Raw genomic sequence first — 23,868 nt, 5'->3', positions numbered from 1 at the left:
TCTTGTTCAATGCACCTGTCGGGCCATCGGTCATCGGCAATGATTCTGCCTCTCATCCGCCGCCATTGCCAAGTCAGCACTCTGAACCGGCTTTGGCTCCGGGTTCAGCAAAACTTGGAGCGACAGTCTTCTCTTGCTGAGATTCTCGTTCACACCATGCCTTTCGCGCAACCGTGCCAGCTCGGCCAGCGATGGCCCTGAGGTGCCCAAATCAGGTATCCCCAACCTTCGAACCCTCGTGCTGAACGCCTGCATCTCCGCCAGTCGCGGATGGTCCGCAGCCAGAAGGCGCTCCTTGAAGTACAGTAACTGTCCCTCGGCACTGTGGTCGAAAACCTGCACCCAGCGTGTCCGCAGGTTAACCTTGGTCCTGAAGCGTAGTTCCGGCAGCGGTTTACCTTCGAAGTCGTCGTAGGCCAGGAAAGTCACCTTGCCCGAGGCCTTGTGCAGTTTCACCACGTCCGCCTGCTGCACATCGCCGAAAAGCGCCGTGGCGCAACCCACGTAGGCGCGCAACACCGGCGGCAGTTCGATATTCAGCCAAATCCATTCTCCGGTCTCTTACCGCCGAAAGCATACGATGGAAAGCGCTTCAATGGAACTTTGAAGTCAAGCTGAGAGGATCGCGCATATCAAAAACATTCAAGTGATACGAGGAACCTGAGGAACAAGGTTCAATTCGACCGTCTCTGCACTCTTTCAGGAAAACATAGGGTCAGTCCCACATATTGACATTGCTTTGCTAGGCGCTTTTGGGCTTTTGGACCGATAAACGGTTCGACAAGCTCGCCCCCGTCCCCATCTGCAACCGGGCCGCAATCCACTTCAGCGTCATGGTCGTCTCCGCCCGCAGCTAATTATGAGATGTGACCCTGTTTTTGCCGGCGCCCTGCCGATTGGAAATCGGCGATACCGCAGATTGAAAATCTGCGCTACGGTTCTTCGGTCGATCTGTCGTCAATCCCACGGTCTGCACAGTACGTGGCCGAGTGGGATTGGTTCTACCGCATTTGCCCGATCGCAGTTCGCGCGCCGGTGGAGGACCGAACGACGCTGTATCCGCCATCGCGATCGAACCGTCCGGCATCGAATAGCTGCCGAACTACTTCTTCAAGGCCGCATCCACGAACTCGAACAACGCTTGTGTCGCGGGATCGTCCGGGAGGCCAAGATGGTCGTTGAGCTTGTTGTGGTTGGTTTCCTTGGCGCCGAAGACTTTGTTGGGAATGTCCGCGTCGCTCAACACAGCGCCAAGACGCCTCGCCTGCGCGGTGACGTCCGGATGATCGGCCACGTGCAGGATGAGAAACGGCGGGATGCCCTTGCCTTTCGCCACATGCGTGACCGCCGAATAGTCTCGATGCTTCGCCGGATCGTTGCCGAACTTCACGCGGTGCCCCAACTTCGGCATCGGCAGGCCATGCACGCGCAACCGCGTCTCGGCCGTCTCGATCATCGCCGGCACGTCATAGGTGTCGCCGTCCACCGGCACGCAGCCCTTGATAATGCCGAGCGAGAGTCCTTCCGCCTTCAGGTAACGATCGTCGATGCAAATCAAGGCGGCGAGTTGCGCGCCGGCGGAATGGCCCATAACGAGCAGCCGGTTCGGATCGCCGCCGTGCTCGGCAATGTGGTCATGCACCCAGCGCACGGACTTGGCGACGTCGCGGAAGATCGTGACCATCTCCACGTTGGGCAGCAGGCGGTAACCCGTCGAGACGAAGACAAATCCTTTGTCCGCGAAAACCTGCGGTTTGATCATGACGTTGGTCTTGTCGCCCGCCTGCCAGCCTCCGCCGTGAATCCAGAAAACCACGGGCAAATTTTTGGCGCCCGGCGGCGCGTAGATGTCCACCTTCTGCCGCGGATCGCCTGGCTCGGCGTAGGAGAGGTCATGCTTCGCGATAAGTTTGGAGTGCGTGGAGGTGGCCGTTTGTGCGTGGGCTTGCGCGAGACTGAGCAGGGCGAGGAACAGGATGACGTGCGCAGCAAAGTGTTGTTTCATGAGTTGAAATAGTGGAGTTGAGTGGTTGCGGAAGGGAAGGTTCGACTTACTGAGGAGACCGCAGGATAGGCGACAGTTCCTTCCCCCTCACCCCGGCCCTCTCCCCTGGGGAGAGGGAGAATCGTTTGCCGCACTCCGACAAGCTGAGCGTGGCGGATCGGTCGATACGCCGGCCCAGTTCCCTCTCCCTGAGGGAGCTGAGGGAGAGGGCCAGGGTGAGGGGGAACGCAGCGTCCAATAACCAAGCGCTGTAGCTTATCCCATGGACTGCACAGTATGCGGGCGAGCGGTCTCACTTCACGACGGGCCGCAGCGTCATGTTCCGAAAACTCGCGACGGTGTGGTCGCCCTGCAAATAGATCGGGCCGGGTTTGAATGGATCGGACCACAGTGCGCCGCCGGTGCAGCCCAGGATCGGTTTGTTGTCGATGATCTTCTTGCCATTGAGGACCACCGTGACGTGGCGGTCCACGAGCGTCACGTCCATCGTCTGCCATTCGCCGGCGGGTTTTTCGGCGGCCGCGCTGGGGGTGATGCGGCTGTAGATCGCGCCCATGTTGTGGGAATCCACGGGCCGGCCAAACGTGTCCGCGACCTGGATTTCGTAAATGCCGCGCAGATAAATGCCGCTGTTACCGCGCGGGGCGACATTCACTTCGAGCGTGAGATTGAAGTCCTCGAACTCCTGCTCCGTTCTCAGGTTGCCGTAGCTTTTGCGGGGCTGACCTTGTTCCTGGACCGGGTTGTTGCTCACCACACCGTCCTTGACGCTCCACCCGTTTGCGGCGCGCGGGTTGGTCAATTTCCAGCCGTCCAGGTTCTGGCCGTTGAAGAGCTTGATCGGCGCGCCCAATTTAACCTTCGACAAATCCGGCGGCGGCGGCGGCGGCGGCGTGCGTTTGCCCGTGAACTCCGCTTTGTCGAACTCCGGCTGGTTGGGCCGGCTCTTGACGGTCGTAAGCCTGAGATGGTCGCCGCCGATTTTGGCGGTGATGGTTTCGGTGGTGATGACGCCCGGTGTATTTCCGCGTCCGCCGCCGCTTCGCCGGATCAGCACGAGTGTGTCGCCGGCGAGCCTGGCCTCAGCAACCGGTAAAACGCTGCCGCCGCCCCAAAGCACGCTCGCCGAGAGGTTGCCCTGGCTTTCGGTCACGCCGAGCCAGCCGGCGGCCCCGCCCGGAATCGTCAAGGCCCAATGGCCCAGGAAGGGATTCGAGGATTCGGCCGCGCCGGCAAGGCGGGCCGCGATGAGCATGGCTCCGCAAAGAGCCGCGCCGCGTGGGAAAACGAGCCAAGTTTTCGTGGATTTCATCATAAGAGTCCTGAAGTGGTGAAGGTGAGCGTTACGATCCGACGTGATTGATCGATTTCACTGAGTTGGAACAGAATCCTCAAATCCAGCTCGGCACAAGTAAATTTTCTCCCCGGCTGCCCGCCTTGTTTGCTGTGGGTGCGATTAAAAATCTCGGTCAGCGACTCCGATTGACTTCCCTCTCTCCCCGCGAGGAACGAGTGGGGAGAAAGTTGGAGAGAGTTGGGATTGCCGACAGCAGCCCTCAGATCGGTGTACGGAGCAGAGAGGACTGAGAGGGCTGGCGCACTCCAAAACGTGTCGGTCCAAAGACAAGGTTTCTTGGATTGATCGACTTCACGGAACCTGATTCAGTGACATTCGCTAGGCCAACAGAACGCCTTCAATGCTATCGCGCGCAAAGATTACAACTGCGCTCTTGATCCTCGGATCGACCGCTTTTGGCGCAACCAACCCCGGCGCCATGCAGGTTGCGCTGGAACGCCGCTTCACCGAAACGGTGCGGCCCTTCCTCGAAACCCATTGCTTCGCGTGCCACGGAAAGGAGAAGCAAAAGGGCAAACTCGATCTGAGCGTGTATTCAAAGATGGACGCGGTGGCTCAAGACTATCGCCGCTGGGAAATCGTGCTCGAAAAGCTCAAGGCCGGGGAAATGCCGCCGGAGGATGCCCGACGCCAGCCGACGCCCGACCTCCGCCACGCGGTCATCGATTGGATCCAAGCATTGCGCAAATTCGAAGCGGATCGAAACGCCGGCGACCCCGGTCCCGTGCTGGCGCGCCGATTGAGCAACGCCGAGTATGACGACACGGTCCGCGATCTGACGGGGGTCGATATCCGGCCCACGCGCGAGTTCCCGGTCGATCCCGCCAACGAAGCCGGCTTCGACAACTCAGGCGAGTCGCTGGCGATGTCGCCGGCGCTGCTCAAGAAATATTTGGAAGCCGCTCGCGACGTGGCCGAACATGTCGTCTTGAAACCGCAAGGCTTCGTCTTCGCGCCGCACCCGGCGGTCACCGAGACGGATCGCGACAAGTATTGTGTGAAGCGGATCGTCGATTTTTATCGGCGCCAGCCCACGGACTACGCCGACTATTTCATGGCCGCGTGGCGCTACCAGAATCGCGCCGCGCTCGGCAAAGCGAATGCGACTCTGGATGAAGTCGCCCGTGAAGCCCGCATCAGCCCCAAATACCTCACGACGATTTGGTCCACCTTGACCGAAGCGCGAGAAGAGATCGGCCCGATTGCGGCCCTCCGACGGATGTGGCGCGAATTGTCCGCGGCAACGGGAAGCAAACCGGACGCGGTGCGCGGCGCTTGCGAGCGGATGCGCGACTTTGTCGTTCAGCTTCGCCAGAAGCTCAAACCCGAATTCAAAAACCTGACGTTGCGTGGCATTTCTTCGGGTTCGCAGCCGCTGGTGCTCTGGAAAGACCGCCAGTACGCGGCGAATCGGCTGCGTTATAACCGTGAGGCGCTCGAATCACGGAGCGAGTTGAAGCTTCCCGACATTGAACCTCCGAACGTCCCCCTCTCCCGTCCTGCGGGCACCCTCTCCCCCTCCAAAGGGGAGAGGGACGGGGTGAGGGGGTCCGCTCTTGCGGAGAGATTGGACCCCGGATCGGACGCCGGTTTCAAATTCCAGACGGCCGATTTCGGATTTGAGGTCGTTCGTTTCGTCGTTGCCGCGATGACGAATTCTCCCAATTCGCAAGCCGGCGCCTGGGATGAAAAGGGGGCCAACGTCAGGACAAATCACATCGTGATGTTCCACGGAGAAAACGCACTGCGCCCGCGTTTCGAAGCAGCCTTTGAGCGCTTTTGCCGCATCTTCCCTGACGCGTTCTATGTGTCGGAGCGTGGCCGGATTTTTCTCCAGAAGGATGAAGGCGACCGGGGCCGGCTCTTGAGCGCCGGGTTCCATTTGATGGTCGGTTATTTCCGGGATGACGCGCCGCTCTGCGAGTTGATTCTCGACGAACAGGACCGGGACGAGTTGGACGCGCTTTGGCAGGAACTCAACTTCGTCACCTTCGCGCCCATGCGGCAGTACAAGGATTTCATTTTCTTCGAGCGCGCCGAGCCGCCGAGGTTCGCCCAGGGCGCGGAATTCGACTTCGCGCGCTCCGAAGACAAGGACGCGACTTCGGAGGCCAAGATGAAGCAAATGGCGGAAACTTATCTGGCCAAGGCGCGGCGTGTGACCAACTCGGGCCCGGCCATCGAAGCGATCCAACACTACTTCGACAGCATTTCCGCCGACGTCCGCTGGGTGGAACAAGCCCGAAAGGCCGCGGAACCGAGTCATCTCGAAACGCTCCTGTCTTTTGCCCAGCGCGCTTATCGGCGCCCCCTCTCGGAAAGCGAGCGCGACGACCTTCTCGCCTACTATCGTTCGCTCCGCCAACAGGAAGGCCTGGACCACGAAGAAGCCGTCCGCGACGCCATCGTGAGCCTGCTGATGTCGCCGCACTTTCTCTACCGCGTCGATCTGGCTGAGGCAGGTGGTGATTCCAAACTTGGTAAGGACGGATGGGCTTCCCAAGCCCCGCCATCAGCTTCCCCAGAAGGGAGGTTCGCTTCGCGAAACGCGGACCACTCCGTCCCTGATCAAGCCCCGACGCGGCCACACACCGCCAGCGTGGACCGTCCTTCCAGGGATGAAATCAGAGACACGGTGGAACGCGTCCCTGCCGGATTCACGAAGGCGCATCCGTTATCGGACTACGCCCTGGCCAGCCGCCTGAGTTACTTCCTCTGGTCCAGCATGCCGGACGCCGAGTTGCTGGCCCGCGCGGCGGCGGGTGAATTGCGTCATTCGAAAGTTCTCGCGGCTCAGGCCCGGCGGATGCTGCGGGATGCTCGCATCCGGGGATTCGCCACGGAGTTCGGCGGCAACTGGCTCGACTTCCGCCGTTTTGAAGAACACAACGCCGTGGATCGCGAGCGCTTCCCAGCCTTCGACAACGAATTGCGCCGGGCGATGTTCGAGGAGCCGGTTCAATTCTTCGTCAACCTCATCCGCGAAGACCGCTCCGTCTTGGAATTCCTCTACGGCGACTACACGTTCGTGAACGCACTTCTCGCCCGGCATTACGGCATGCCGGTATCTGCGGCTGCGCCGGGCGAGTGGGTGCGCGTTGATGGCGCAAGCCGATACGCCCGCGGCGGCCTGCTGCCGATGTCGGTCTTTCTGACGAAGAATTCGCCCGGCCTGCGCACCAGCCCGGTCAAGCGCGGCTATTGGGTCGTGCGCCGTTTGCTCGGCGAATACATTCCACCGCCGCCGGTGACCGTTCCGGAACTGCCTGCTGACGAGGCAAAACTGGGAGACCTTTCTCTGCGCGAAATGCTGGCCCGGCACCGCGAAGATAAAAGTTGCGCGAGCTGCCACGAACATTTCGATTCGTTCGGGTTGGTCTTCGAAGGCTATGGACCGATTGGCGAGCGGCGGGCAAAAGACCTGGGCGGCCGGTCCGTGGACACGCGCGCGACATTTCCCAACGGAAGCGAAGGAAGCGGTCTCGATGGTTTGCGAAGTTATCTGCGGGCGCACCGGCAAGCGGACTTCCTGGACAACCTTTGCCGCAAGCTGCTAGCGTATGCGCTGGGCCGCACCGTGATGCTTTCGGACGACAACCTCATTCACCAGATGCACACTGGGCTCGCCGCGAACAACTACCGGTTCAGCGCGCTTGTCGAGAAGATCGTCGCCAGCCCGCAATTCTTGAACAAGCGACTGGCGGGTGAAGGAGAAACCACAGATGGACGCAGGGCGTCGTCGCCGCAATGAAAGTAATCAGCAGCCAGTGATCAGTAATCAGTTTTGAGCCATGAAGACCATGCGCAAATCCGTTGATTGGCCCTGTCAATCCCCGCAAACCTCCCGCCGCGCGTTCCTCCGCGGCGTCGGCGTGGCGATGGCGTTGCCCTGGCTGGAATCGATTCCGACTTGGGGTTCTGTGCCGGTGAAGGATGGAACGCCAGGGCCATTCCCCAAACGCTTCGCCGCCCTGTTCATGGGCAACGGCATCAACCCGAAACATTGGTGGGCGAAGGGGGCGGGCGCGGAAATGGAGTTGAGCAAAAGCCTGGAACCGATGGCGCCGCTGAAGACGAAGCTGAACGTCATCAACGGCCTGTTCAATAAGCACGCCACCGGCGTGGGCATTCATCCGGGGCAGACGGGCAACATTCTGTCCGGCGCGTCACTGCAAAAGGGCGCTGTGCTTCGGGGTGGCATCAGCATGGATCAAATGCTGGCCAATCGCCTCGGCCAGGAGACGGTCCAGCCCAGCATGGTCCTGGGATGCGAGCAGCCGATCACCGGTTACCACGAGACGAATTTTTCGATGGCCTACAGCTCGCACATCTCGTGGCAGAACGCGATGTCACCCGTGCCGATGGAAGTGTATCCTTCGCTGGCGTTCGACAGCCTTTTCGAGAATCGCGGCCATCGCCGGACGCAAAGCACTCTCGACCGCGTGAAGGAACAGGCCGCGAGCTTGAGCCGGAAGGTCAGTTCCAACGACAAAGCCAAGCTGGACGAGTATTTGACCAGCGTGCGCGAGGTCGAAACGCGCATTGAGCGGATGCGGGCCACGAAGGAAACCGCGAATGAAAAGGCCAAAGACCGCGGCCCCTCGGTGTTCACGATGAAGCGGCCCGATAACGGCCTTCCCGAAGACATCCGCGAGCACATGCGCTTGATGGGCGACATCATCGCGCTCGCCTTCCAGACCGACAAGACGCGGGTCGCGACGTTGTTGCTCTGCCGCGACCTCTCCGGCCTGTTCTATCCGTTCCTCGATGTGCGGACGGCGCATCACCCCGCTTCTCACGACGACCAATCCGAGGCTTACGAGCGCATCTCGCGTTACTACTGCAGCCAGCTCGCGTACCTGGCTGGCCGGCTCGATTCGATCCGCGAAGGCGATGGCACTTTGCTCGATCACTCCTGTTTGCTCTGGATTTCAAACATGTGGTCCGGCACCAAACACGACAACTCGAAGGTGCCCGTCCTTCTGGCCGGCGGGTTAGGCGGCACAATCGAAACGGGGCGTGTCCTGGACTACTCGAATCAAGGCGACGACCACCGCAAGCTTTGCAGCCTGTATCTCTCGCTCATGGACCGCATGGATGTGAAACTGGACCGTTTCGGCGACGCGGAGACGCGCCTGGCCGGTCTTTGAGTCCCATCGGCAAAGATGAGCAGTCCGAGTGCAGCCGGCCGGCGGTCAAAGAAGGCAAAGATTTGACCGCAGTCGTGGCTTGCCACAAGGAGTAGGTCCGGCAACAGTCTCTGAGGAAATATGATCAGCGCCGCGTTGCTCCGCCGATACTCTGCTCAACCCCACCCGTTCACTCTCCACCTCGCCGACGGGCGCAAGATACGCGTGCCCCATGGCGACCACATTTCAGTCCAGCCGGAGGGACGCGTGTTCTTGCTCTGGAAAGCCAAAGGAAACGTCGAGTTTATCAACTTGACGATGGTGACTTCGCTCCAGGGCCGTCAACTCCCGGACGAAGTCGCGAATTGAACGCGTCCCGCTTTCGCGCCTACGGCTCCGAGACGGCCGGGCGGTACAAGCGCGCCGACGCGCCCAGCGTCGTGTCCTCAATCCCGGCGTGGTGCGCGACGGCGGGGTAGAGAGGCGCATTGCCCGTCACCGCCAGAGGAATCCAGGAAAGCGGATCGGCCGGCTCATGCGTCCATTCCATACTTCATCCGCGTTACTGTGCAGACCGTGGGATTGACGACAGATCGACCGGAGAACCGTAGCGCAGATTTTCAATCTGATGTATCGCCGATTTCCAATCGGCAGGGCGCCGGCAAGTCCCAGCGGGCTCGGACTGGGAGACGCCCCGCAGAATACAATTCTGCGATACGGCAGAGTGCCACTCTGCGCTACGAGCTTTGTCGTCCATCCCGCGGACCAAGCAGTAATCCGCGTCCATCTGCGGTTTCTCCCTGAGATCGGCTTCTTCAAAAAGCCAGCGCCTTCTCCCGTGCGGCTCACGCACCATGAGTGGAAATCACGCCTCCGCGGTTTGTTGCTGTCTTCCAAACTCACTTCTTTGGCGCGGTTAGGCCGGGCGCGCTCGGGCCTGGCCTCGACTTCACGTCCGCCGTTTGGGAGCCGGTGAGGAGAGCGGCCTTCTCGGAAAGGCGCTCGGCGGTCAGGCCGCTGGGGTCGCAACCGACGGAGATCGCCGCGATCTTGCCGCCTTTCCCGATGAGGAAATTGCTCGGCATGGTTTTGGTGCGCCATACCTCCCAGCTCGCGCCCTGGCTGTCGACGGCGTAGAGCATGTCGAGTTTCTTTTCCTTCACGTAGGCTTCGACCTTGGCATCCGCCTCCTTGAACACAGCCAGGCTGACGAGCCCCTGGGCCTTGTAGGCTTTGTGCAACGCCTGGAAGTACGGCAGCTCCTGGTCGCAGCCCAGGCAACCGCAGGTCAGGCGGACAAGGACCGGTCCCTTGGCGCTGAGCTCAGCAAGGTTAATCTCCTTGCCGGTCGTGTCCTTGATGCGGAACTCGGGCGCGGGCTGGCCGACCTTGAGCGGTGGCACGGCGGATTTCACATCCGTATTCTTCGCAGACTCATCGGCCTGGACGAGGACCAGTGACAGGGCGGCGACGGCGCTGAGGAGGGATTTCATAATCGTTGCAGTTGATCGGCGTGAATTGATCGGATTTGGCTCGGGCGGTTGACGCGGACGGAGTATTGTTTGTCGTCCGGCTTAACGGAGCGAAGCTATTCCTCAACGCATCGGAGTCAAGCCGGTATTTGTGCGCCACGCCTGTTGGGGCCTGTTGGGGCACCTCCGTATGAGGACACGATGGGGAGCGCACGCGCCCTCGCGTGCTGGGGTCGGCGCCCTCGCCGACCACACCACTCGCAAGGAGCGGTCACCATTTGGTGACTGAGTTCTACAACGTTCCGACCGGCGAGGGCGCCGGTCGGAACACGCGAGGGCGCGTGTGCTCCCCAATTTCGACCGCATACTTACGCCCGAAATCGTCGCGCGCCGCGCTCCTTTGGTGGTGGCCACGCCGCGCTGGGCCCTATCGCCGATTTGCAATCGGCAGCGCTTCGGCGAGTTCCGGAACCTTGGAACTTGTCGAGCCCCTGCGGAATGCAATTCCGCGATACGGCAGATTGCAAATCTGCGCTACCGGGTCGCAGTGTCCGGCCTCATTCACGCCTCTTGCAGTCCGCAAATTCTGCTTGCGCTCCGCGCGTGCGGTGCGAAAGTCCATGCCTATTCGTAACCGAAGTCATAGTGCCGTCAGGGCCACCCCTCAAAACTTGATGCATTCATCGCAACCGGCGGAGGCGCATTGAGCCGCTTCCCCTCACGCTCCTTCCAACCTCGAGAACCGCAGCATCGCCGAAACGGAAAAATCCGCGCCCGCGAAGTCCGCGTGATCGACGACACCAAGCGACAACTCGGCATCATGTCTCTCTCCGAGGCCTTGCGCCTGGCCCAAAGCAAAGGCATGGACCTTATTGAGATTGCCCCCACCGCCACGCCGCCCGTTTGCCGTGTCGTGGATTACGGCAAATTCCGCTACGAGGAATCGAAGAAGGAGAAGGATTCCCGCAGCCGCCAGCCGGGCCACAAGATGAAGGAGCTGCAACTCAGCGCAGTGATCGATCCGCACGATTTCAGAGTGAAGCTGGCCCATGCCATTGAGTTCCTGTGCGACGACATCAAAGTGCGGGTCAAGCTGCGTTTCAAGGGACGCCAGAAAGCGCACAAGGAATACGGCTTCGAAGTCGTGAACCGATTTGTTCGCGAGGCGGCGGCCTACGGTCGCGCGGATTCTCCGCCCAAAATGCTTGGGGACCGGGATTTGAATGTCCTTCTGACTCCGCTGCCGCGTGACAAGCGCGGGAAGATGCCCTCGAAAGCGCCGGCGCCAGCGCCAGAACCCGCTGTTTCCAACCTGGCTTCCAGTGTTTCCGACTTGCCACCAAGCGATCCCGATCCTGCTCACAGCGCTTTCGATGCGCCACCCGCGTCCCCTGGTTGATTGAAGAAGCCGATCTCTGGAGAAACCGCAGATGAACGCAGGTCAACGCGGATGAATTGGAGTCCCGACGGTTTGCGCAAATGGCGAAACGCGCCTGACTCGCAACCCTTCCCATCTGCGGTTATCCGCGTTCATCTGCGGTTGAAGTCGAACTGGGGAAGAGGAACAGAGTCCACCTTCTCCGTGCGGTTGGCGCAGGAAGTGTGAAAATCACCCCCGTGGGCTTGTTCCTCACGCCTGCACCCGCATCCACCCGTAACGAATGTTATCCGGCTCGATGGCCAACGCGGCGTAGGTCTCCTTCATCTTCGACATGTTGTCCGCCTTCAACTGGCCAAACTCCAGAATCGTCTTCAGCTCCGAGGTCATGCGCGATTCGTAATTCTTCGGCACGGCTTTATACGAGGCGGGTCTGAGCGCGCGGATTCCGTAAAGCTTCGCGGAATTCAGACCCAGGATTTTCCGTTTGGCGCGCTCGGTGAGTTCGGGGTAGCCCCACTTCTTCCGCATCGCTTCGGGAATCTGGAACCGCCACAACGCTTCGATCTGCCATTGCGGCGAGCCGTACCAAACTGAGTCCGACCCGAACACAATGCGATCCTCGCCCAGGAATTTCATGAGCTGACCCAGGATGTGCGCCGCAATCGTTGGGAAGGTCACGACGGAGGACGCCCACGTCGTGCCGATCTCGGCGTAGCAATTCGGGAAAGGTTGCACGAGCTGCGCGTATTCAGTTGTCCAACTGATGTTCGGCACGCCGCCCCGCAACTTCTCGGCTTTCACGTCGTCGAGCGTGTCCGCCATGAAGAAATTCGGCTGGATGCACGCGTGGTAGGTGATGAAGTTGAGCTTCGGCCAATCGCGCGCCGCTTTCGGCATGTCACCCGGATGGCCGCGCAAAGGATCCGGCGGGCCGGGCGCCAGGCCTTTGTGAACGCAAATGTTGTTGAACCCCGGCTTCCGGCGCTTGAGCTTCTCGTAGTTTTTCTGAATCAACTCGAACGTCGGATACGCCACTTCCTGGTCGTCGTGCCGCCATTGCTTCATCAGGCTGTTCGGATCGGTATCGACTTTGGCGGCGTTGGAGATGTTGTAGCCTTTCCACGAATCGGGTTTGTATTTGTCGGTCTGCTCTTGGATCCACTCCAGGTTGCCTTTGCCGACATAGAGCAAGCCGTGGCACAGCATGCGCGTGGAACCGGAAATCTTGTTCACGAAATCGCGCGCCGCCGCGGTCTGGCCCGCCGTGAGCACCTCGCCCAGTTGCGCTTCCTGCGCGTTTTTCGGGGCGCGCCGCTGGCCTTCGATTTGCACGCCCGAAGCCGTGACGTTGCTCAGCAGGCCAATGGTGACCTGGCTGTCCAGATAAACGTCTTTGATGAATTGCGTGATGTGAGCGTAAGCGGGATCAATCGGCAGGCCGACCAGCGCCGGATTCCAAACGCTCCACGCCTGGCCCAGTTCATCAAGCTGCCCCTTTGGATTGAATGGATTCGATTTGACGGCCGGCGCGGAGGATGGTCCTTGCGCAATCGCGCGCAAACCGGCCGGCGACGGCCGGCTGCCGCGGACAAAGTGCAATTGATCGTCGAACACGAAAAGATCCCGGGGCGGCGCAGACGCAGCGAAGGCCGCCGGCTCGAACAACTCGACGAGGCTGACGTTGAAGAACCGTCCGAACACCTCATTCATCGCCAGCAACGAAGCGGCCATGCCGCCCGAACTGCGCAGAAACTGCCGCCGGCCAATGCCGAGCTTGCGGCTGGCTACGTCGGAGAGTTCTCTGAGCCGCGCTTCAACCTGCTTTTGTTTCTGGGTTTGCGGCACGGGCATGTACTCGCCGTTCGAGATCATGCGCGTGGGGATCGGCGAGCGCAGCGGCTCCGCGACGTCGGCGCGGGCGCATCGGGCAACTTGCTCCGCGTCGAGCAATCCGTGGTCCTCTTCCCAAACGCGGCCGGTTTCATTCCATTTTTGAGAAGGCATATTTTCTCCTGCGGTTGTGGGTTGGTGGTTGAAAGCGTGCTGATCGGGTCACGAGGGTTGCACCATAGCCGACAAGAAATGGTGGGCACAAGGAGAAACAAGAATCTCTCGATGGGGAGCGCACGCGCCCTCGCGTGCCCTGGTCGGCGCCTCGCCGACCAGGGTCCTCCATCCGAGAAAGCGATCGTTTGATGAGATGCTTCGCCGACGATCCGACCGGCGAGGGCGCCGGTTGGAACACGCGAGGGCGCGTGTGCTCCCCAACTCTGGTTGAACAAATTCACGCTGGCGGTCGTCGCGTGGTGTATGAAGCTTCAATTCGAATCGACCACGCAATTCTTGCCCGACTCTCGCCCATTTTGGATCATGCTCGCTTCCTTGGTTGGCGTTGGCCTCTTGCCATCCCCGATGGTTCGCGCGGCAGAGACGACCCCGCTCGCGCCAGCCGTTGTCATCGCGGAAGGCGCCGACTGGATTCCTCTCAAACCGGAACTCGAAATCGAACCCGGCTCGGCTCTGGACTTTTCCAAGATGGGCTTCGTGGACGCGCCCGCCGGAAAGCATGGCCGGGTCATCGCGCGCAGTGACGGCCAATTCGCCCGACACGCCGCGCCGGTTTTACGGCGTGAATCTTTGCTTTGGCGCGCATTACCTGTCGCACGCAGAATCGGACCGGCTGGCGGACCGGCTGGTGCGGCTCGGTTACAACGCGCTCCGCATTCATCATTACGAACGCGATCTCGTCCAGGGCCAATCCCCGACCACCAAACTCAATCCGCAAAAACTGGAGCAGTTCGATTATCTCATGGCCGCCCTGATCCAGCGCGGCATTTACCTGACCACAGATTTGTATGTGTCGCGCAGCGTGCCCTGGCGCGAAGTGGGCATCGATCGTGACGGCCAGATTCCGATGAACACTTTCAAAATCCTCGCGCCGGTTCACGCGGGAGCCTTCGAGAATTGGAAGCAGTTCACTCGCGCGCTGCTCGATCACACCAATCCCTACACGAAACGCCGTTACGCGGACGAACCGGCGCTGGCCTGGCTCGCGATGATCAACGAGGGCAATATTGGAAATTTTTACCGTGACCTCGTGACGTTCCCGGAATGGACCCGCGCCTGGAACCAATGACTCACTCGCCGTTACCCGGAGCGCAGCGCGCTCGCGGCCACCTGGGGAAAGGAACTCAAGGAAAGCGAAAACCCGGCTGAGAACACAGTGGCCTTGCCAGAGAATTTCCGCGACACAACTCTGCGGGCCCGCGATTGCATCGCCTTCCTTTCCGACACCGAGCGCGACATGGTGGAAGCCGTTCACGATCACCGAATACAATTACTCCGGGCCGGGCCGGTTTCGCGGCGTGGGCGGAATCCTCACCGGCGCGATGGGCGCGCTGCAAGGCTGGGCCGGCATCTGGCGATTCGCTTACAGCCACAGCCGCGGGGCGATGTTCACGCCGTCGCGGATCGGTTACTTCGATCTGGCCTCGGATCCGCTGAGTCAGGCCGCGGAACGCGCGTCGCTCTGTCTGTTCCTGCGGGGCGATCTTCAACCTGCGCCGCACAGTGTGGCGCTCATGATGACGGAGGCGGACCTGGCTCAGCCAGCTTCGCGTATTCCGAATCTTCACCCGCGCTGGCATTGGCTGGCCTGGGTTACGCGCGTCGGCACTCAAGTCGTGTCGGCGGCGGAGAAAGCTCCCACGCATACCGCCATCCTCCCCTTGGCCTGGCAAACTCCAGCGACGGCTTATCCTGCGAAAGCGGCCGTCGCTTTGAATCCTTACGCCGTTGAGGACGCGCCACTGTTTGCGAAGTTGAAGGATTTGGGTGTGGGCGGACCGTCCGGAGCGGCGGAGCCCGCGCAGAAATTCTTCATAAGCGAAACGGGCGAAATCACCATCGACGGCCGGCGTGACGTGCTGGTGCTCGACACCCCGCGCACCGCGGGCGGTTATGCGCCGGCGGGGACGAGCATTGAGGCCGGCCAAGGCGGCGTGCGCGTTCAAGTTGAAGGCCGCGACGCCACCGTTTGGGTGAGCGCCCTGGACGGAAAACCAATTCGACAAAGCCAACGGCTGCTCGTGACCCATTTGACAGATTTACAGAACTCTAACATCCGTTACGCCGAAGAAGCCCGCCAAACTTTGCGGGACTGGGGCCGGTTGCCGCATTTGGTCCGAGCTGGAAAAGCCGAAGTCTCAATTCGGCTGGAGCAGCCTGCTCAATACAAAGTGTGGGCCCTGGCGCCGAGTGGAAAGCGTCTGGCAGGCGTTCCGGCGTTACTCAGAGAGCGCGCCCTGGTCCTCAAAGCGGACGTTGCGGCCGATCCCGAAGCCGGCGCGCGCATGCTTTACGAAGTCTCGGCGCCGTGAGCGCTCTCAGCGCTTTCTTTCCTCCATACTGCTTGGTCCGCGGGATGGACGACAAAGCTCGTAGCGCAGAGTGGCGCTCTGCCGTATCGCAGAATTGTATTCTGCGGGGCGTCTCCCAGTCCGAGCCCGCTGGGACTTGCCGGCGCCCTGCCGATTGGAAATCTGCGCTACGGTTCTCCGGTCGATCTGTCGTCAATCCCACGGTCTGCACAATATACGCGCGACCGCTCGAATTGAGAAACCCGCCGATTGGGACATGGGTCGTCACAATCCGCCACGCCATCGTTGTCTTGGTCAGCGGCATTGGCGGTGCGCACACTGTGCTGCCAGAGCGCTTCCAGGGAAAGACCGCCCAGTTTGCGCTTCTCGAATTGCGAGAAGATTCCCACGGCCAGCACGAGGTGTTTAACCAGGTCAATGCCTATAAAGCTGATACGAAACTCATGTCACCTCATGTCAAAACACGCTTGAGCCGTCCAATTCTTCCCATGAACCGGACGGCAGGGCGAGCCTGTCCCCAGCGAGCCGAGTCGGACGTGTTCCAAGCACGTGGACCGGCTCGCCGGGACGGACTCGCCCTACCACTGATCGGTCATGGGCCGTGTGCATGCCGCCGTGGCCATCGGGAGCTTTCCGCGCATTCTTCTCGGAATTCCCGCGCGAATTCAGTAAGCACTCAGGCATGAATTCCGAGAGCGCGATTCCGTTTCGCCTTACGCCTTGCGAGCACAGCGCCATCATTGTGTTCTGCTGCCTTTTGGCCGTCTGCTCTAGCTGCTACCTACAGGCGCAAGCCCCTGCCGCTGGAGCGGTCAACACTGCCGCCGAATGGGTTCCACCGCTCAAGCCGGCTTCCGACGCCGGAGAGCGCGCCATCGCCCGGATGCGCGTGCCGGACGATCTCCAAATCCGGCTTTGGGCCGCCGAGCCAATGCTCGGCAACCCCAATGCCTTGCACCTCGACGAGAAGGGCCGCGTTTATGTCGCGGAGACTTACCGGTACGGCGGAGGCGGGGTCATCGACATCCGGTCCGCCCGAAGCTGGCTCGAAGAAGAACTCGCTTCCAGAACCGTGGAGGAACGGTTGCTCATTCCCTTGCGTCACGCGACCGAACGCGTGGGGCAGCAGGCGCTCTACGCGCGCGATTCCGAGCGCATCGTCCTGCTCGAAGACACTACGGGTGCTGGGAAGGCCGACAAATCAACCGTGTTCAGCACCGGCTACAACGGCGTGAAGGACGGCCTGGGCTCCGGCGTCTTCGCGTATCACGGCAGCGTTTATTACACGTGCATTCCCAGCCTCTATTTGCTCAAGGACACCAACGCCGACGGCAAGGCCGACGTGAAGCTCGAACTCCAATACGGCTACGGTGTCCGCTACGGATTCATTGGGCACGATTTGCACGGGATGGTTCTGGGCCCCGACGGCAGGCTTTATTTCAGCATGGGCGATCGCGGCGCGAACGTCACCAAGACGCCCGACGGCCGGCAGGTGGAAGCCGCGGAGTGCGGCGCGGTCTTCCGGTGCGACCTCGACGGAAAGAATCTCGAACTGTTCGCCACCGGTCTGCGCAATCCGCAGGAACTGCGCTTCGATCAATACGGGAATCTGTTCACAGGCGACAACAATCCCGATAAAGGCGATCCGGCCCGGTGGGTCTATGTCATCGAAGACGGCGACAGCGGCTGGCGCGTCGGCTACCAGCACGCCACGCGCATGGCCAACGGCGGTCCCTGGATGGCGGAGCAACTCTGGTCGCCCGCCGAGAACAACAACGCCGCGTACCTCGTCCCCAACGTGACACCGCTGTACGACGGACCGTCTGGGCTGGCCTATTATCCGGGCACGGGCTTGCCCGACCGATACGACGATCATTTTTTCCTGTGCGATTTCCGCGGCGCGTCCGGCACGAGCCGGATCAACAGCTTCGCGGTCAAACCCAAAGGCGCGACGTTCGAGTTGATCGACCTCAAGCCGTTCATGGAACGCATTTGTGTGACCGACTGCGATTTCGGGCCCGACGGCGCGCTTTACGTTGCGGATTGGATCGACGGCTGGGCACGCCCGATGGCCGGACGCATCTACAAAGTCTTCGCGCCAGCCCTGACCAATGACGCGCGCGTGCTTGAAACCAAAAGGCTGATCGCCGAAGGCATGGCGAATCGATCGCTCGGCGAATTGGGGAAATTACTGAACCACTCCGACCTGCGCGTGCGTCAGGAGGCCCAGTTCGCCTTGGCGGAGAAAGGCCCCGAGGGCGTGCCCGAACTCATGGCGGCCGCGCTGAAAGGAGAAAAGCTGGTTACCCGGCTCCACGGAATCTGGGGCCTGGGTCAATTGGCGCGAAAAATCCCATCGGCGTTGAAGCCGGTGTTGCCGCTCCTGACGAGCAAAGATCGGGAAATACGCTGCCAGGCGGCAAAGGTCCTCGGCGACGCTCGCGCGGCGGAAGCGTACGAGCTGTTGATCCAGTTGCTTTTCGATGCGCAACCGCGCGCGCGCTTCTTCGCCGCCCAGGCGCTCGGCAAACTTGGCCGCAAGGCGGCGGTCCCGGCTCTGTTCTCAGCTCTCAAAGACAACAACGACCAGGACTCCGTGCTCCGCTATGCGTGCGTCACGGCGCTGGCGAGATTGAGCGATCCCGTTTCGTTGACGGCCAAAGCCAAAGACGAATCGCGCGCCGTCCGTCTGGGCGCGGCGCTCGCCTTGCGTCGGTTGGCGCATCCCTCGATTGCCGTTTTTCTGAACGACACGGACGGCCAGGTCGTGCTGGAGGCCGCGCGGGCGATCAACGATTTGCCGATCGCCGAGGCGCTGCCGCAATTGGCCGCGCTGTTGAACAAGCCGCTGCCAGAAAGCGCTTCCAAGCCGGAGAAGGCGCCCTACACCGTTCGCGGCCCGCGTCCCATCGGCACACCGGCGGACTGGATTCTTTGGCGCGCGGTGAATGCGAATTTCCGTCTTGGGGCGCCGGAAGCGGCGAAGGCGTTGGCGACTTTCGCCGCCCGGAGCGATGCGCCCGAACGGGTGCGCATCGAGGCCCTGAACGATTTGGCCGAATGGGCGAAGCCAAACAATCTGGATCACATTACCACGCTCTATCGTCCGCTCACGCCGCGGGATCCCAAGCCCGCCCGCGACGCCGCCGCCGAAATTGTAAAAGCGATCATGGAAGAGGCTCCAAGTGCGGTCCAGGCTGCCGCCGCCAATTTGATGCGCACTTACGGACTGGGCGACTCGGAAACGTTGCTCGGGGCTCTGACCGATCGACGGGCGTCTCCGGAAGTTCGAGTGTCGGCGTTGAGCTCGCTGGCGGATCGCAAGGATCCACGCCTGTCCGACGCGCTTCAGACGGCTTTGAAGGATCGATCCGGGGTCGTCCGCGCCGAAGCCATTCATATTCTCGGAACCCAGCCGGGCGGCGCCGCTCAGATCGCGGGCTTGCTCGAGTCAGGTTCGGCAGGGGAAAAGCAGGCCGTGTTCGAGGCTCTCGGTAATTCCAAGGAAACCGAGGCCGTGGCTGTGCTCAGCCAGTGGATGGAGAAATTGCTGGCGAAGGAGGTGCCGATCGAATTGCAGGTCGAACTGCTCGAAGCCGCGGCCAGACATGCCGAATCGCCGCTCGGCGAGAAATTGAAGAAGTTCGAGGACGCGCGCGACCTGACCAGCCCGCTGGGCCGTTACGTCGAGGTGGTGTCGGGCGGTGATGCCGCCAATGGCCGCAAGATTTTCCGGGAGCGCACGGACGTTGCGTGCCTGCGCTGCCACGTGGCGCAAGGCGAAGGCGGCACGGTCGGACCGCCGCTCGACGGCATCGGTTCCAAGCAAAGCCGGGAATACCTTCTCGAATCGATCGTGGCCCCCAACGCGAAGATCGCGCCCGGTTTTGAAACGCTGATTGTCGAGACCACCGAAGGCCGCTTGCGCAGCGGCGTGTTCAAAAGCGAGGACGCAAAGGGGTTGGTGTTGGTCCAGACCGACGCCGACCTGGACGCCAGCGAGCGCTTCCTGGCGATTCCGAAGGACCAAATCAAAGCGCGCGAACGCGGTCCGTCGGCCATGCCCGAGGGCCTGGTGTTGGCGCTGTCGAAACGCGAATTGCGCGACCTCATCGAGTTCCTGGCGAGCTTGAAGGACACGCCAGCGAAATAACGCGAGCGGCGCGTGCGAGAGGTTCAGCCAGTTCCAATGGGGAGCCCACGAACCACACGAAACACCCGAAAGGATGGGACAGAGTTTACCGAAAAGTAGCCACAGGTGTCGTCGAACCTCCCTCGTATTCGTGTGTTTAGTGTGTTTCGTGGGCCCCACCTGAAGGCCTCCCCGTGGCCTTGAGCAACTCAACACAAGCCGCCGCCACCTCCGCCGTGGGCACGCGTTGAATCATGGTTTCCTCGGATTCCTTTTGCGCCAGCCCCGCGGGCTTTACCACGCGGTGCGGCACTTGCCAGGGGCGCCATTGGCTCTCCGCGGAAGGGCCAAAGATGGCGACGGTCGGGCATTGGCACGCCGCGGCCAGATGCATGGCCGCGGTGTCGACGCCGACGAACAGCCGGGCGCGATAAAGCAGCCCGGCCAGTTGCGCCCACGACAACTCTCCCTGAGTGCTCAGCGCAGCGGGACCCAGCGCCTTCGCGATCGATCCAGCCAGCGCGATCTCCTCCGAATCCGGCCCGGAGCTGACCACGAGGCGCGGGATAAAGCGAAACAGTTCGCGTCCGAGTTCGATCCATTTCTCCTGCGTCCAACGTTTGCGAATCCAGCGCGTGCCTGGATGAATGACGGCGAAATCACGCAGCGCCTCAGCCGGAGACCACGGTTCCGTCCGTTCGCGCTCGAAGGCCAAGGGGGGAATTTCCGGCCCGAGAGGCAGGAACTCGTTCACCGTGTAAAAATCCTTCTCCACGCGATGGCCGTTCACCCAGACGTAGCGCGATTGAGCGTCAAATTTTGACCGCCACCACCAGGGGAGAGGTTTGAAAGCCACGTTCGCGCAGCGGGTCTTGGCGCCGCTCAACCAGGCCAGGAAACGGCCGCGGTCGCCGTCACTCAACTCGAATGAGTAGTCGAAGCGCTGCTGCCGCAACTCCCTCAAGACGCGGAGATCGCCCAGCCAGTTGAATGCGCCGCGCCGCTTTGCTTCCGGCTCGGCGGAAGTCAGAGTGCGGTCAATGCTCGAACAGCCCGCGAGAATGCCTTCGCCCCCCCGTCGAACCACGACCCAGATTTGCGCCTGCGGATATTCTGCCCGCACGGCGCTCAAGGTGGGCGTGAGCAAGAGCGAATCTCCGATGTGTTTCAGTTTGATGAAGAGCAAACGCATCGACGCGACGCGCGATGATACCTGGCAACCTCAGCTTCGAGAAGCCCGGGAGCAAAGCTGCCCGCGCTCCATTTACTGCTTGGTCCGCGGGATGGACGACAAAGCTCGTAGCGCAGAGTTGCACTCTGCCGTATCGCAGAATTGTATTCTGCGGGGTGTCTCCCAGTCCGAGCCCGCTGGGACTTGCCGGCGCCCTGCCGATTGGAAATCTGCGCTACGGTTCTCCGGTCGATCTGTCGTCAATCCCACGGTCTGCACAGTAGAGTGCGCGCGATTGAGTTTGGAATCGGCCGGTCAATCCGGTAAGCACAGCGCCGTGGAAGTTGCCGGAATGTTCAATGTTCAAGCCTCGGAGCGCTGGAGCGTCGCAGCGATGAGCTTGTGCCGCCGGCGGCCCAATGCACTGAAATGACCGAGCGCTCTTCACGCGCGCGATGAGCACGGAACGCATCTATCAGGCGGTCCTCGACGTGGCGGCGGCCCACGGCGGGCAATTCCTCCGCCACCTGGACGTGGGCGCGGGCCGTGGCCAGTTGATCGAACTCGTCCGCGCCCGGTTCCAGACTCAATCGTGCGCTTGCGATTACACGGACGCGCTCATGAAGTTGCCGGGACAAAAAGTGGACGTCGCCAATCTGAATCACGAGCCGCTGCCGTACGCCGACGCCAGTTTCGATTTGCTCACCGCCACCGAAGTCATCGAACACCTGGAGCATTACCGCGAGACGTTGCGGGAGTTTTTCCGCGTGCTCCAGCCGGGCGGTCTCTGTATCGTCACCACGCCCAACGTGCTCAATGTGAACTCGCGCTTGCGTTTCCTCTGGTTCGGCTTTGCCAATTTGTTCGGACCGTTGCCGGTCCGCCACAGCGCGCTTTACTCCACCGGCGGCCACATCAATCCCGTGTCTTACTTCTACGTCGCGCACGCGTTGCTCGACGCAGGCTTCGAATCGGTGTCCGCGACCGTGGACAAATACCAGCGCTCCTCGCTCGCCAAATTGGTTTTGCTTTGGCCGCTGATCAAGATTTTCGGCGCCTGGGCGTGGCGCAAAGAAACCCGCCGGTTTCGCACGATCGACCCAGACAACGCGCCCTACGTCCATGCGATCAATTCCCTGCCTCTCTTGCTGGGGCGCACCATCGTCGTGGCCGTGCGCAAGCCGCTCACTTCAACCCTCCACGACACGTCTGTATGAAGAAGGAATTGGGGAGCACACGCGCCCCCGCGTGTTCCGACCGGCGCCTCGCCGGTCGGACGTCGGAGAAACCGGCTCATCATGCGACGGCTTTTCCGGACGGAGGAATGCGGCCGGCGGGGGCGCCGACCACGGCACGCGAGGGCGCGTGCGCTCCCCATCGCTCCGCTTGAAGTCTGAGGAAGACAAACGCCATGCAGGATCGCTCCAAAGAACAGGTCGCGGCGTTTTATGAAGAACATCAAAAGCGCGGCAAGTACGACTACCTCTACGGCGACGCGGCGCGCAAGGATTTGCTCGTGCGGTTGATTGGCCTGGGCAAAACGATCCTCGAAATCGGCTGCCGGGCGGGCAATCTCACGCAGCATTACATGACGGGCAATCAGGTCACCGGCCTCGATGTCGATCGCCAGGCGCTCGGGCTGTTCGAACAACGCCTCGGCCTGAAAGGCCATTGGGTGGATGTGGATGCCGAGCCGCTTCCGTTTGCGCCGGACGTGTTCGATGTGGTGGTGTTTTCCGAAGTGATGGAACACGTGCGGTTCCCGCAACGCGTGCTGGCTGAAATTGCTCGCGTGCTCAAGCCGGACGGACGGTTGGTCGGCTCGGTGCCAAACAGCTTCAGATTGCGAAACCGCCTGCGCTTTCTCTTTGGCCGGCCTTTCGAGACCGATCCATCCCACTTGCGATCCTACTCGCATGAGCTGCTGCGGAAGGAATTGTCCACGCACTTCGACCGGGTCGAAATCCATCCCGTGTCCGGACATCTCCTGGGCGGCGGACGAACTGGAATTCCGGTTTACCCCTGGCTCCCGTATCGCGTGCGGACTTTGTTTGCGCTGGATTTGGTGTTTTTCGGAATGCCGAGTTCGCCATGAAGCTTGCGTTGATCCGACGCCACTTTTCCGCCACGGGCGGGGCCGAGCTTTATTTGCAGCGGCTGTTGGCCGCCCTGGCGAAAGCGGGGCACGAATTGCATTTGTTCACGGAAAGCTGGTCGAACGCGCCCCAAGGCGTCATCGTTCACTCGATAGCTCCAGCCGGGTCCCGAGCGGAGCGTCCCCGCCAGTTCGCTGAAGCCGTTCGAATCGAAGCGGCGCGGGAGGCCTTCGGGTGCATCTTCAGTCTGGATCGGACGCTGAAACAGGATGTTTATCGCGCCGGCGATGGCGTGCACCGCGTTTGGCTGGAGCGCCGCCGCCAATTCGCGCCGTGGTGGCGGAAACCTTTCCTGGGTCGAAGCGCGTTCCATAAAACCATGTTGGAACTGGAAGCGGCAACTTTCAGCCCGGAGAATACGCGCCATGTCATCGCCAATTCTGAAATGGTCAAGCGCGAGGTTCTGGACCGCTTTCGCTTCCCGGCGGAACGCATTCATCTCGTCCGCAACGGCGTGGATGTTGCCCGATTCCAAAGCGGCGACCGCTCCGCCACGCGGGCTAAGTTCGGCGTCACGGCCGACGATTTCCTGCTTCTCTTCGTCGGCTCGGGTTGGGAACGAAAAGGGCTGGTCTTTCTTCTGGAAGCCATGGCTTGTTGTCTGAAGCACCCGCCCGGCTGGCTCCGTCACTTTCAAAGCGGACTCGAACGGTCCCGGTCCGCGTCGCCGTCCGCAGTTCCGCCCG

Annotated in this window: 17 protein-coding genes and 1 pseudogene; 11 read left to right on the top strand and 7 right to left on the bottom strand. The window is 61.4% G+C overall.

Going from position 1 to position 23,868, the window contains the following annotated elements:
• Positions 1-30: 30 nt before the first annotated feature.
• The 3 genes from FJ398_11555 to FJ398_11545 form a co-directional block, all read right to left on the bottom strand.
• Entirely contained in the window at positions 31-519 is a 489-nt protein-coding gene (locus tag FJ398_11555; protein MBM3838578.1) for a hypothetical protein, read from the bottom strand.
• Positions 520-1,102: 583 nt separating this feature from the next.
• On the bottom strand, positions 1,103-2,005 hold the full coding sequence (locus FJ398_11550) for an alpha/beta hydrolase (protein MBM3838577.1): 903 nt from the start codon (positions 2,003-2,005) through the stop codon (positions 1,103-1,105).
• A 292-nt stretch (positions 2,006-2,297) separates the two neighbouring features.
• On the bottom strand, positions 2,298-3,260 hold the full coding sequence (locus FJ398_11545) for a DUF1080 domain-containing protein (GenBank protein ID MBM3838576.1): 963 nt from the start codon (positions 3,258-3,260) through the stop codon (positions 2,298-2,300).
• 442 nt (positions 3,261-3,702) lie between these two features.
• On the opposite strand from FJ398_11545, the pseudogene FJ398_11540 reads away from it, so the two are divergent.
• The 4 genes and pseudogenes from FJ398_11540 to FJ398_11525 all read left to right on the top strand — a co-directional run bounded on the left by FJ398_11540 (position 3,703) and on the right by FJ398_11525 (position 8,860).
• Positions 3,703-4,785, top strand: a pseudogene (locus FJ398_11540) (DUF1587 domain-containing protein).
• A gap of 996 nt (positions 4,786-5,781) precedes the next feature.
• Positions 5,782-7,113 (top strand): DUF1592 domain-containing protein, encoded by a 1,332-nt coding sequence (locus FJ398_11535; GenBank protein MBM3838575.1) that lies wholly within the window; start codon positions 5,782-5,784, stop codon positions 7,111-7,113.
• Between the two features lie 127 nt (positions 7,114-7,240).
• A complete protein-coding gene (locus FJ398_11530; GenBank protein ID MBM3838574.1) occupies positions 7,241-8,512 on the top strand; it encodes a DUF1552 domain-containing protein in 1,272 nt (423 codons plus the stop codon).
• A gap of 120 nt (positions 8,513-8,632) precedes the next feature.
• Positions 8,633-8,860 carry a hypothetical protein gene (locus tag FJ398_11525; GenBank protein MBM3838573.1) on the top strand — a complete coding sequence of 76 codons (228 nt, stop codon included), beginning with the start codon at positions 8,633-8,635 and terminating at the stop codon, positions 8,858-8,860.
• A 530-nt stretch (positions 8,861-9,390) separates the two neighbouring features.
• Here the strand turns inward: FJ398_11525 and FJ398_11520 are convergent.
• Positions 9,391-9,984: a TlpA family protein disulfide reductase gene (locus FJ398_11520; GenBank protein MBM3838572.1), complete on the bottom strand. Its 594-nt coding sequence runs from the start codon at positions 9,982-9,984 to the stop codon at positions 9,391-9,393.
• Positions 9,985-10,666: 682 nt separating this feature from the next.
• Here FJ398_11520 and FJ398_11515 point away from each other — a divergent pair.
• Complete coding sequence (locus tag FJ398_11515; protein MBM3838571.1) at positions 10,667-11,362, top strand: translation initiation factor IF-3; 696 nt, start codon at positions 10,667-10,669, stop codon at positions 11,360-11,362.
• 231 nt (positions 11,363-11,593) lie between these two features.
• Here FJ398_11515 and FJ398_11510 read toward each other — a convergent pair whose 3' ends face one another.
• Positions 11,594-13,348, bottom strand: coding sequence for a hypothetical protein (locus FJ398_11510; GenBank protein ID MBM3838570.1), 1,755 nt, complete (start codon positions 13,346-13,348; stop codon positions 11,594-11,596).
• Positions 13,349-13,910: 562 nt separating this feature from the next.
• Between FJ398_11510 and FJ398_11505 the strand changes: the two genes are divergently transcribed.
• Both FJ398_11505 and FJ398_11500 read left to right on the top strand, forming a co-directional pair.
• Entirely contained in the window at positions 13,911-14,480 is a 570-nt protein-coding gene (locus tag FJ398_11505; GenBank protein MBM3838569.1) for a hypothetical protein, read from the top strand.
• A gap of 229 nt (positions 14,481-14,709) precedes the next feature.
• Positions 14,710-15,723: a hypothetical protein gene (locus tag FJ398_11500; protein ID MBM3838568.1), complete on the top strand. Its 1,014-nt coding sequence runs from the start codon at positions 14,710-14,712 to the stop codon at positions 15,721-15,723.
• Between the two features lie 167 nt (positions 15,724-15,890).
• On the opposite strand, the gene FJ398_11495 is transcribed toward FJ398_11500, so the two are convergent.
• Entirely contained in the window at positions 15,891-16,157 is a 267-nt protein-coding gene (locus FJ398_11495) for an HDOD domain-containing protein (GenBank protein MBM3838567.1), read from the bottom strand.
• Between the two features lie 167 nt (positions 16,158-16,324).
• On the opposite strand from FJ398_11495, the gene FJ398_11490 reads away from it, so the two are divergent.
• Entirely contained in the window at positions 16,325-19,876 is a 3,552-nt protein-coding gene (locus FJ398_11490; protein MBM3838566.1) for a c-type cytochrome, read from the top strand.
• Between the two features lie 136 nt (positions 19,877-20,012).
• On the opposite strand, the gene FJ398_11485 is transcribed toward FJ398_11490, so the two are convergent.
• Complete coding sequence (locus FJ398_11485; GenBank protein MBM3838565.1) at positions 20,013-21,047, bottom strand: glycosyltransferase family 9 protein; 1,035 nt, start codon at positions 21,045-21,047, stop codon at positions 20,013-20,015.
• Between the two features lie 434 nt (positions 21,048-21,481).
• Here FJ398_11485 and FJ398_11480 point away from each other — a divergent pair, with 434 nt between their 5' ends.
• The 3 genes from FJ398_11480 to FJ398_11470 all read left to right on the top strand — a co-directional run.
• The gene (locus tag FJ398_11480) at positions 21,482-22,243 is read left to right on the top strand and encodes a class I SAM-dependent methyltransferase (GenBank protein MBM3838564.1); all 762 of its coding nucleotides are present in this window, start codon (positions 21,482-21,484) and stop codon (positions 22,241-22,243) included.
• A gap of 194 nt (positions 22,244-22,437) precedes the next feature.
• On the top strand, positions 22,438-23,121 hold the full coding sequence (locus FJ398_11475; protein ID MBM3838563.1) for a class I SAM-dependent methyltransferase: 684 nt from the start codon (positions 22,438-22,440) through the stop codon (positions 23,119-23,121).
• The coding region (locus FJ398_11470; GenBank protein MBM3838562.1) for a glycosyltransferase family 4 protein at positions 23,118-23,868 on the top strand (751 nt) is incomplete at its 3' end. The genes FJ398_11475 and FJ398_11470, both read left to right, overlap by 4 nt.

The organism is Verrucomicrobiota bacterium (assembly GCA_016871535.1).
GTDB lineage: Bacteria > Verrucomicrobiota > Verrucomicrobiia > Limisphaerales > SIBE01 > VHCZ01.
The sequence above is the reverse complement of the archived record's forward strand: the minus strand, read 5'-3'. Positions and strand labels throughout refer to the sequence as shown.

Excerpts from the sequence above, each read along its gene's own strand:
- FJ398_11550 (MBM3838577.1), bottom strand. The coding sequence starts at position 2,005 with ATGAAACAACACTTTGCTGCGCACGTCATCCTGTTCCTCGCCCTGCTC.
- FJ398_11480 (MBM3838564.1), top strand. The coding sequence starts at position 21,482 with ATGAGCACGGAACGCATCTATCAGGCGGTCCTCGACGTGGCGGCGGCC.
- FJ398_11545 (MBM3838576.1), bottom strand. The coding sequence starts at position 3,260 with ATGCTCATCGCGGCCCGCCTTGCCGGCGCGGCCGAATCCTCGAATCCC.
- FJ398_11510 (MBM3838570.1), bottom strand. The coding sequence starts at position 13,348 with ATGCCTTCTCAAAAATGGAATGAAACCGGCCGCGTTTGGGAAGAGGAC.
- FJ398_11525 (MBM3838573.1), top strand. The coding sequence starts at position 8,633 with ATGATCAGCGCCGCGTTGCTCCGCCGATACTCTGCTCAACCCCACCCG.
- FJ398_11485 (MBM3838565.1), bottom strand. The coding sequence starts at position 21,047 with ATGCGTTTGCTCTTCATCAAACTGAAACACATCGGAGATTCGCTCTTG.
- FJ398_11475 (MBM3838563.1), top strand. The coding sequence starts at position 22,438 with ATGCAGGATCGCTCCAAAGAACAGGTCGCGGCGTTTTATGAAGAACAT.
- FJ398_11505 (MBM3838569.1), top strand. The coding sequence starts at position 13,911 with ATGGCCGGGTCATCGCGCGCAGTGACGGCCAATTCGCCCGACACGCCG.
- FJ398_11530 (MBM3838574.1), top strand. The coding sequence starts at position 7,241 with ATGGCGTTGCCCTGGCTGGAATCGATTCCGACTTGGGGTTCTGTGCCG.
- FJ398_11520 (MBM3838572.1), bottom strand. The coding sequence starts at position 9,984 with ATGAAATCCCTCCTCAGCGCCGTCGCCGCCCTGTCACTGGTCCTCGTC.
- FJ398_11535 (MBM3838575.1), top strand. The coding sequence starts at position 5,782 with ATGTCGCCGCACTTTCTCTACCGCGTCGATCTGGCTGAGGCAGGTGGT.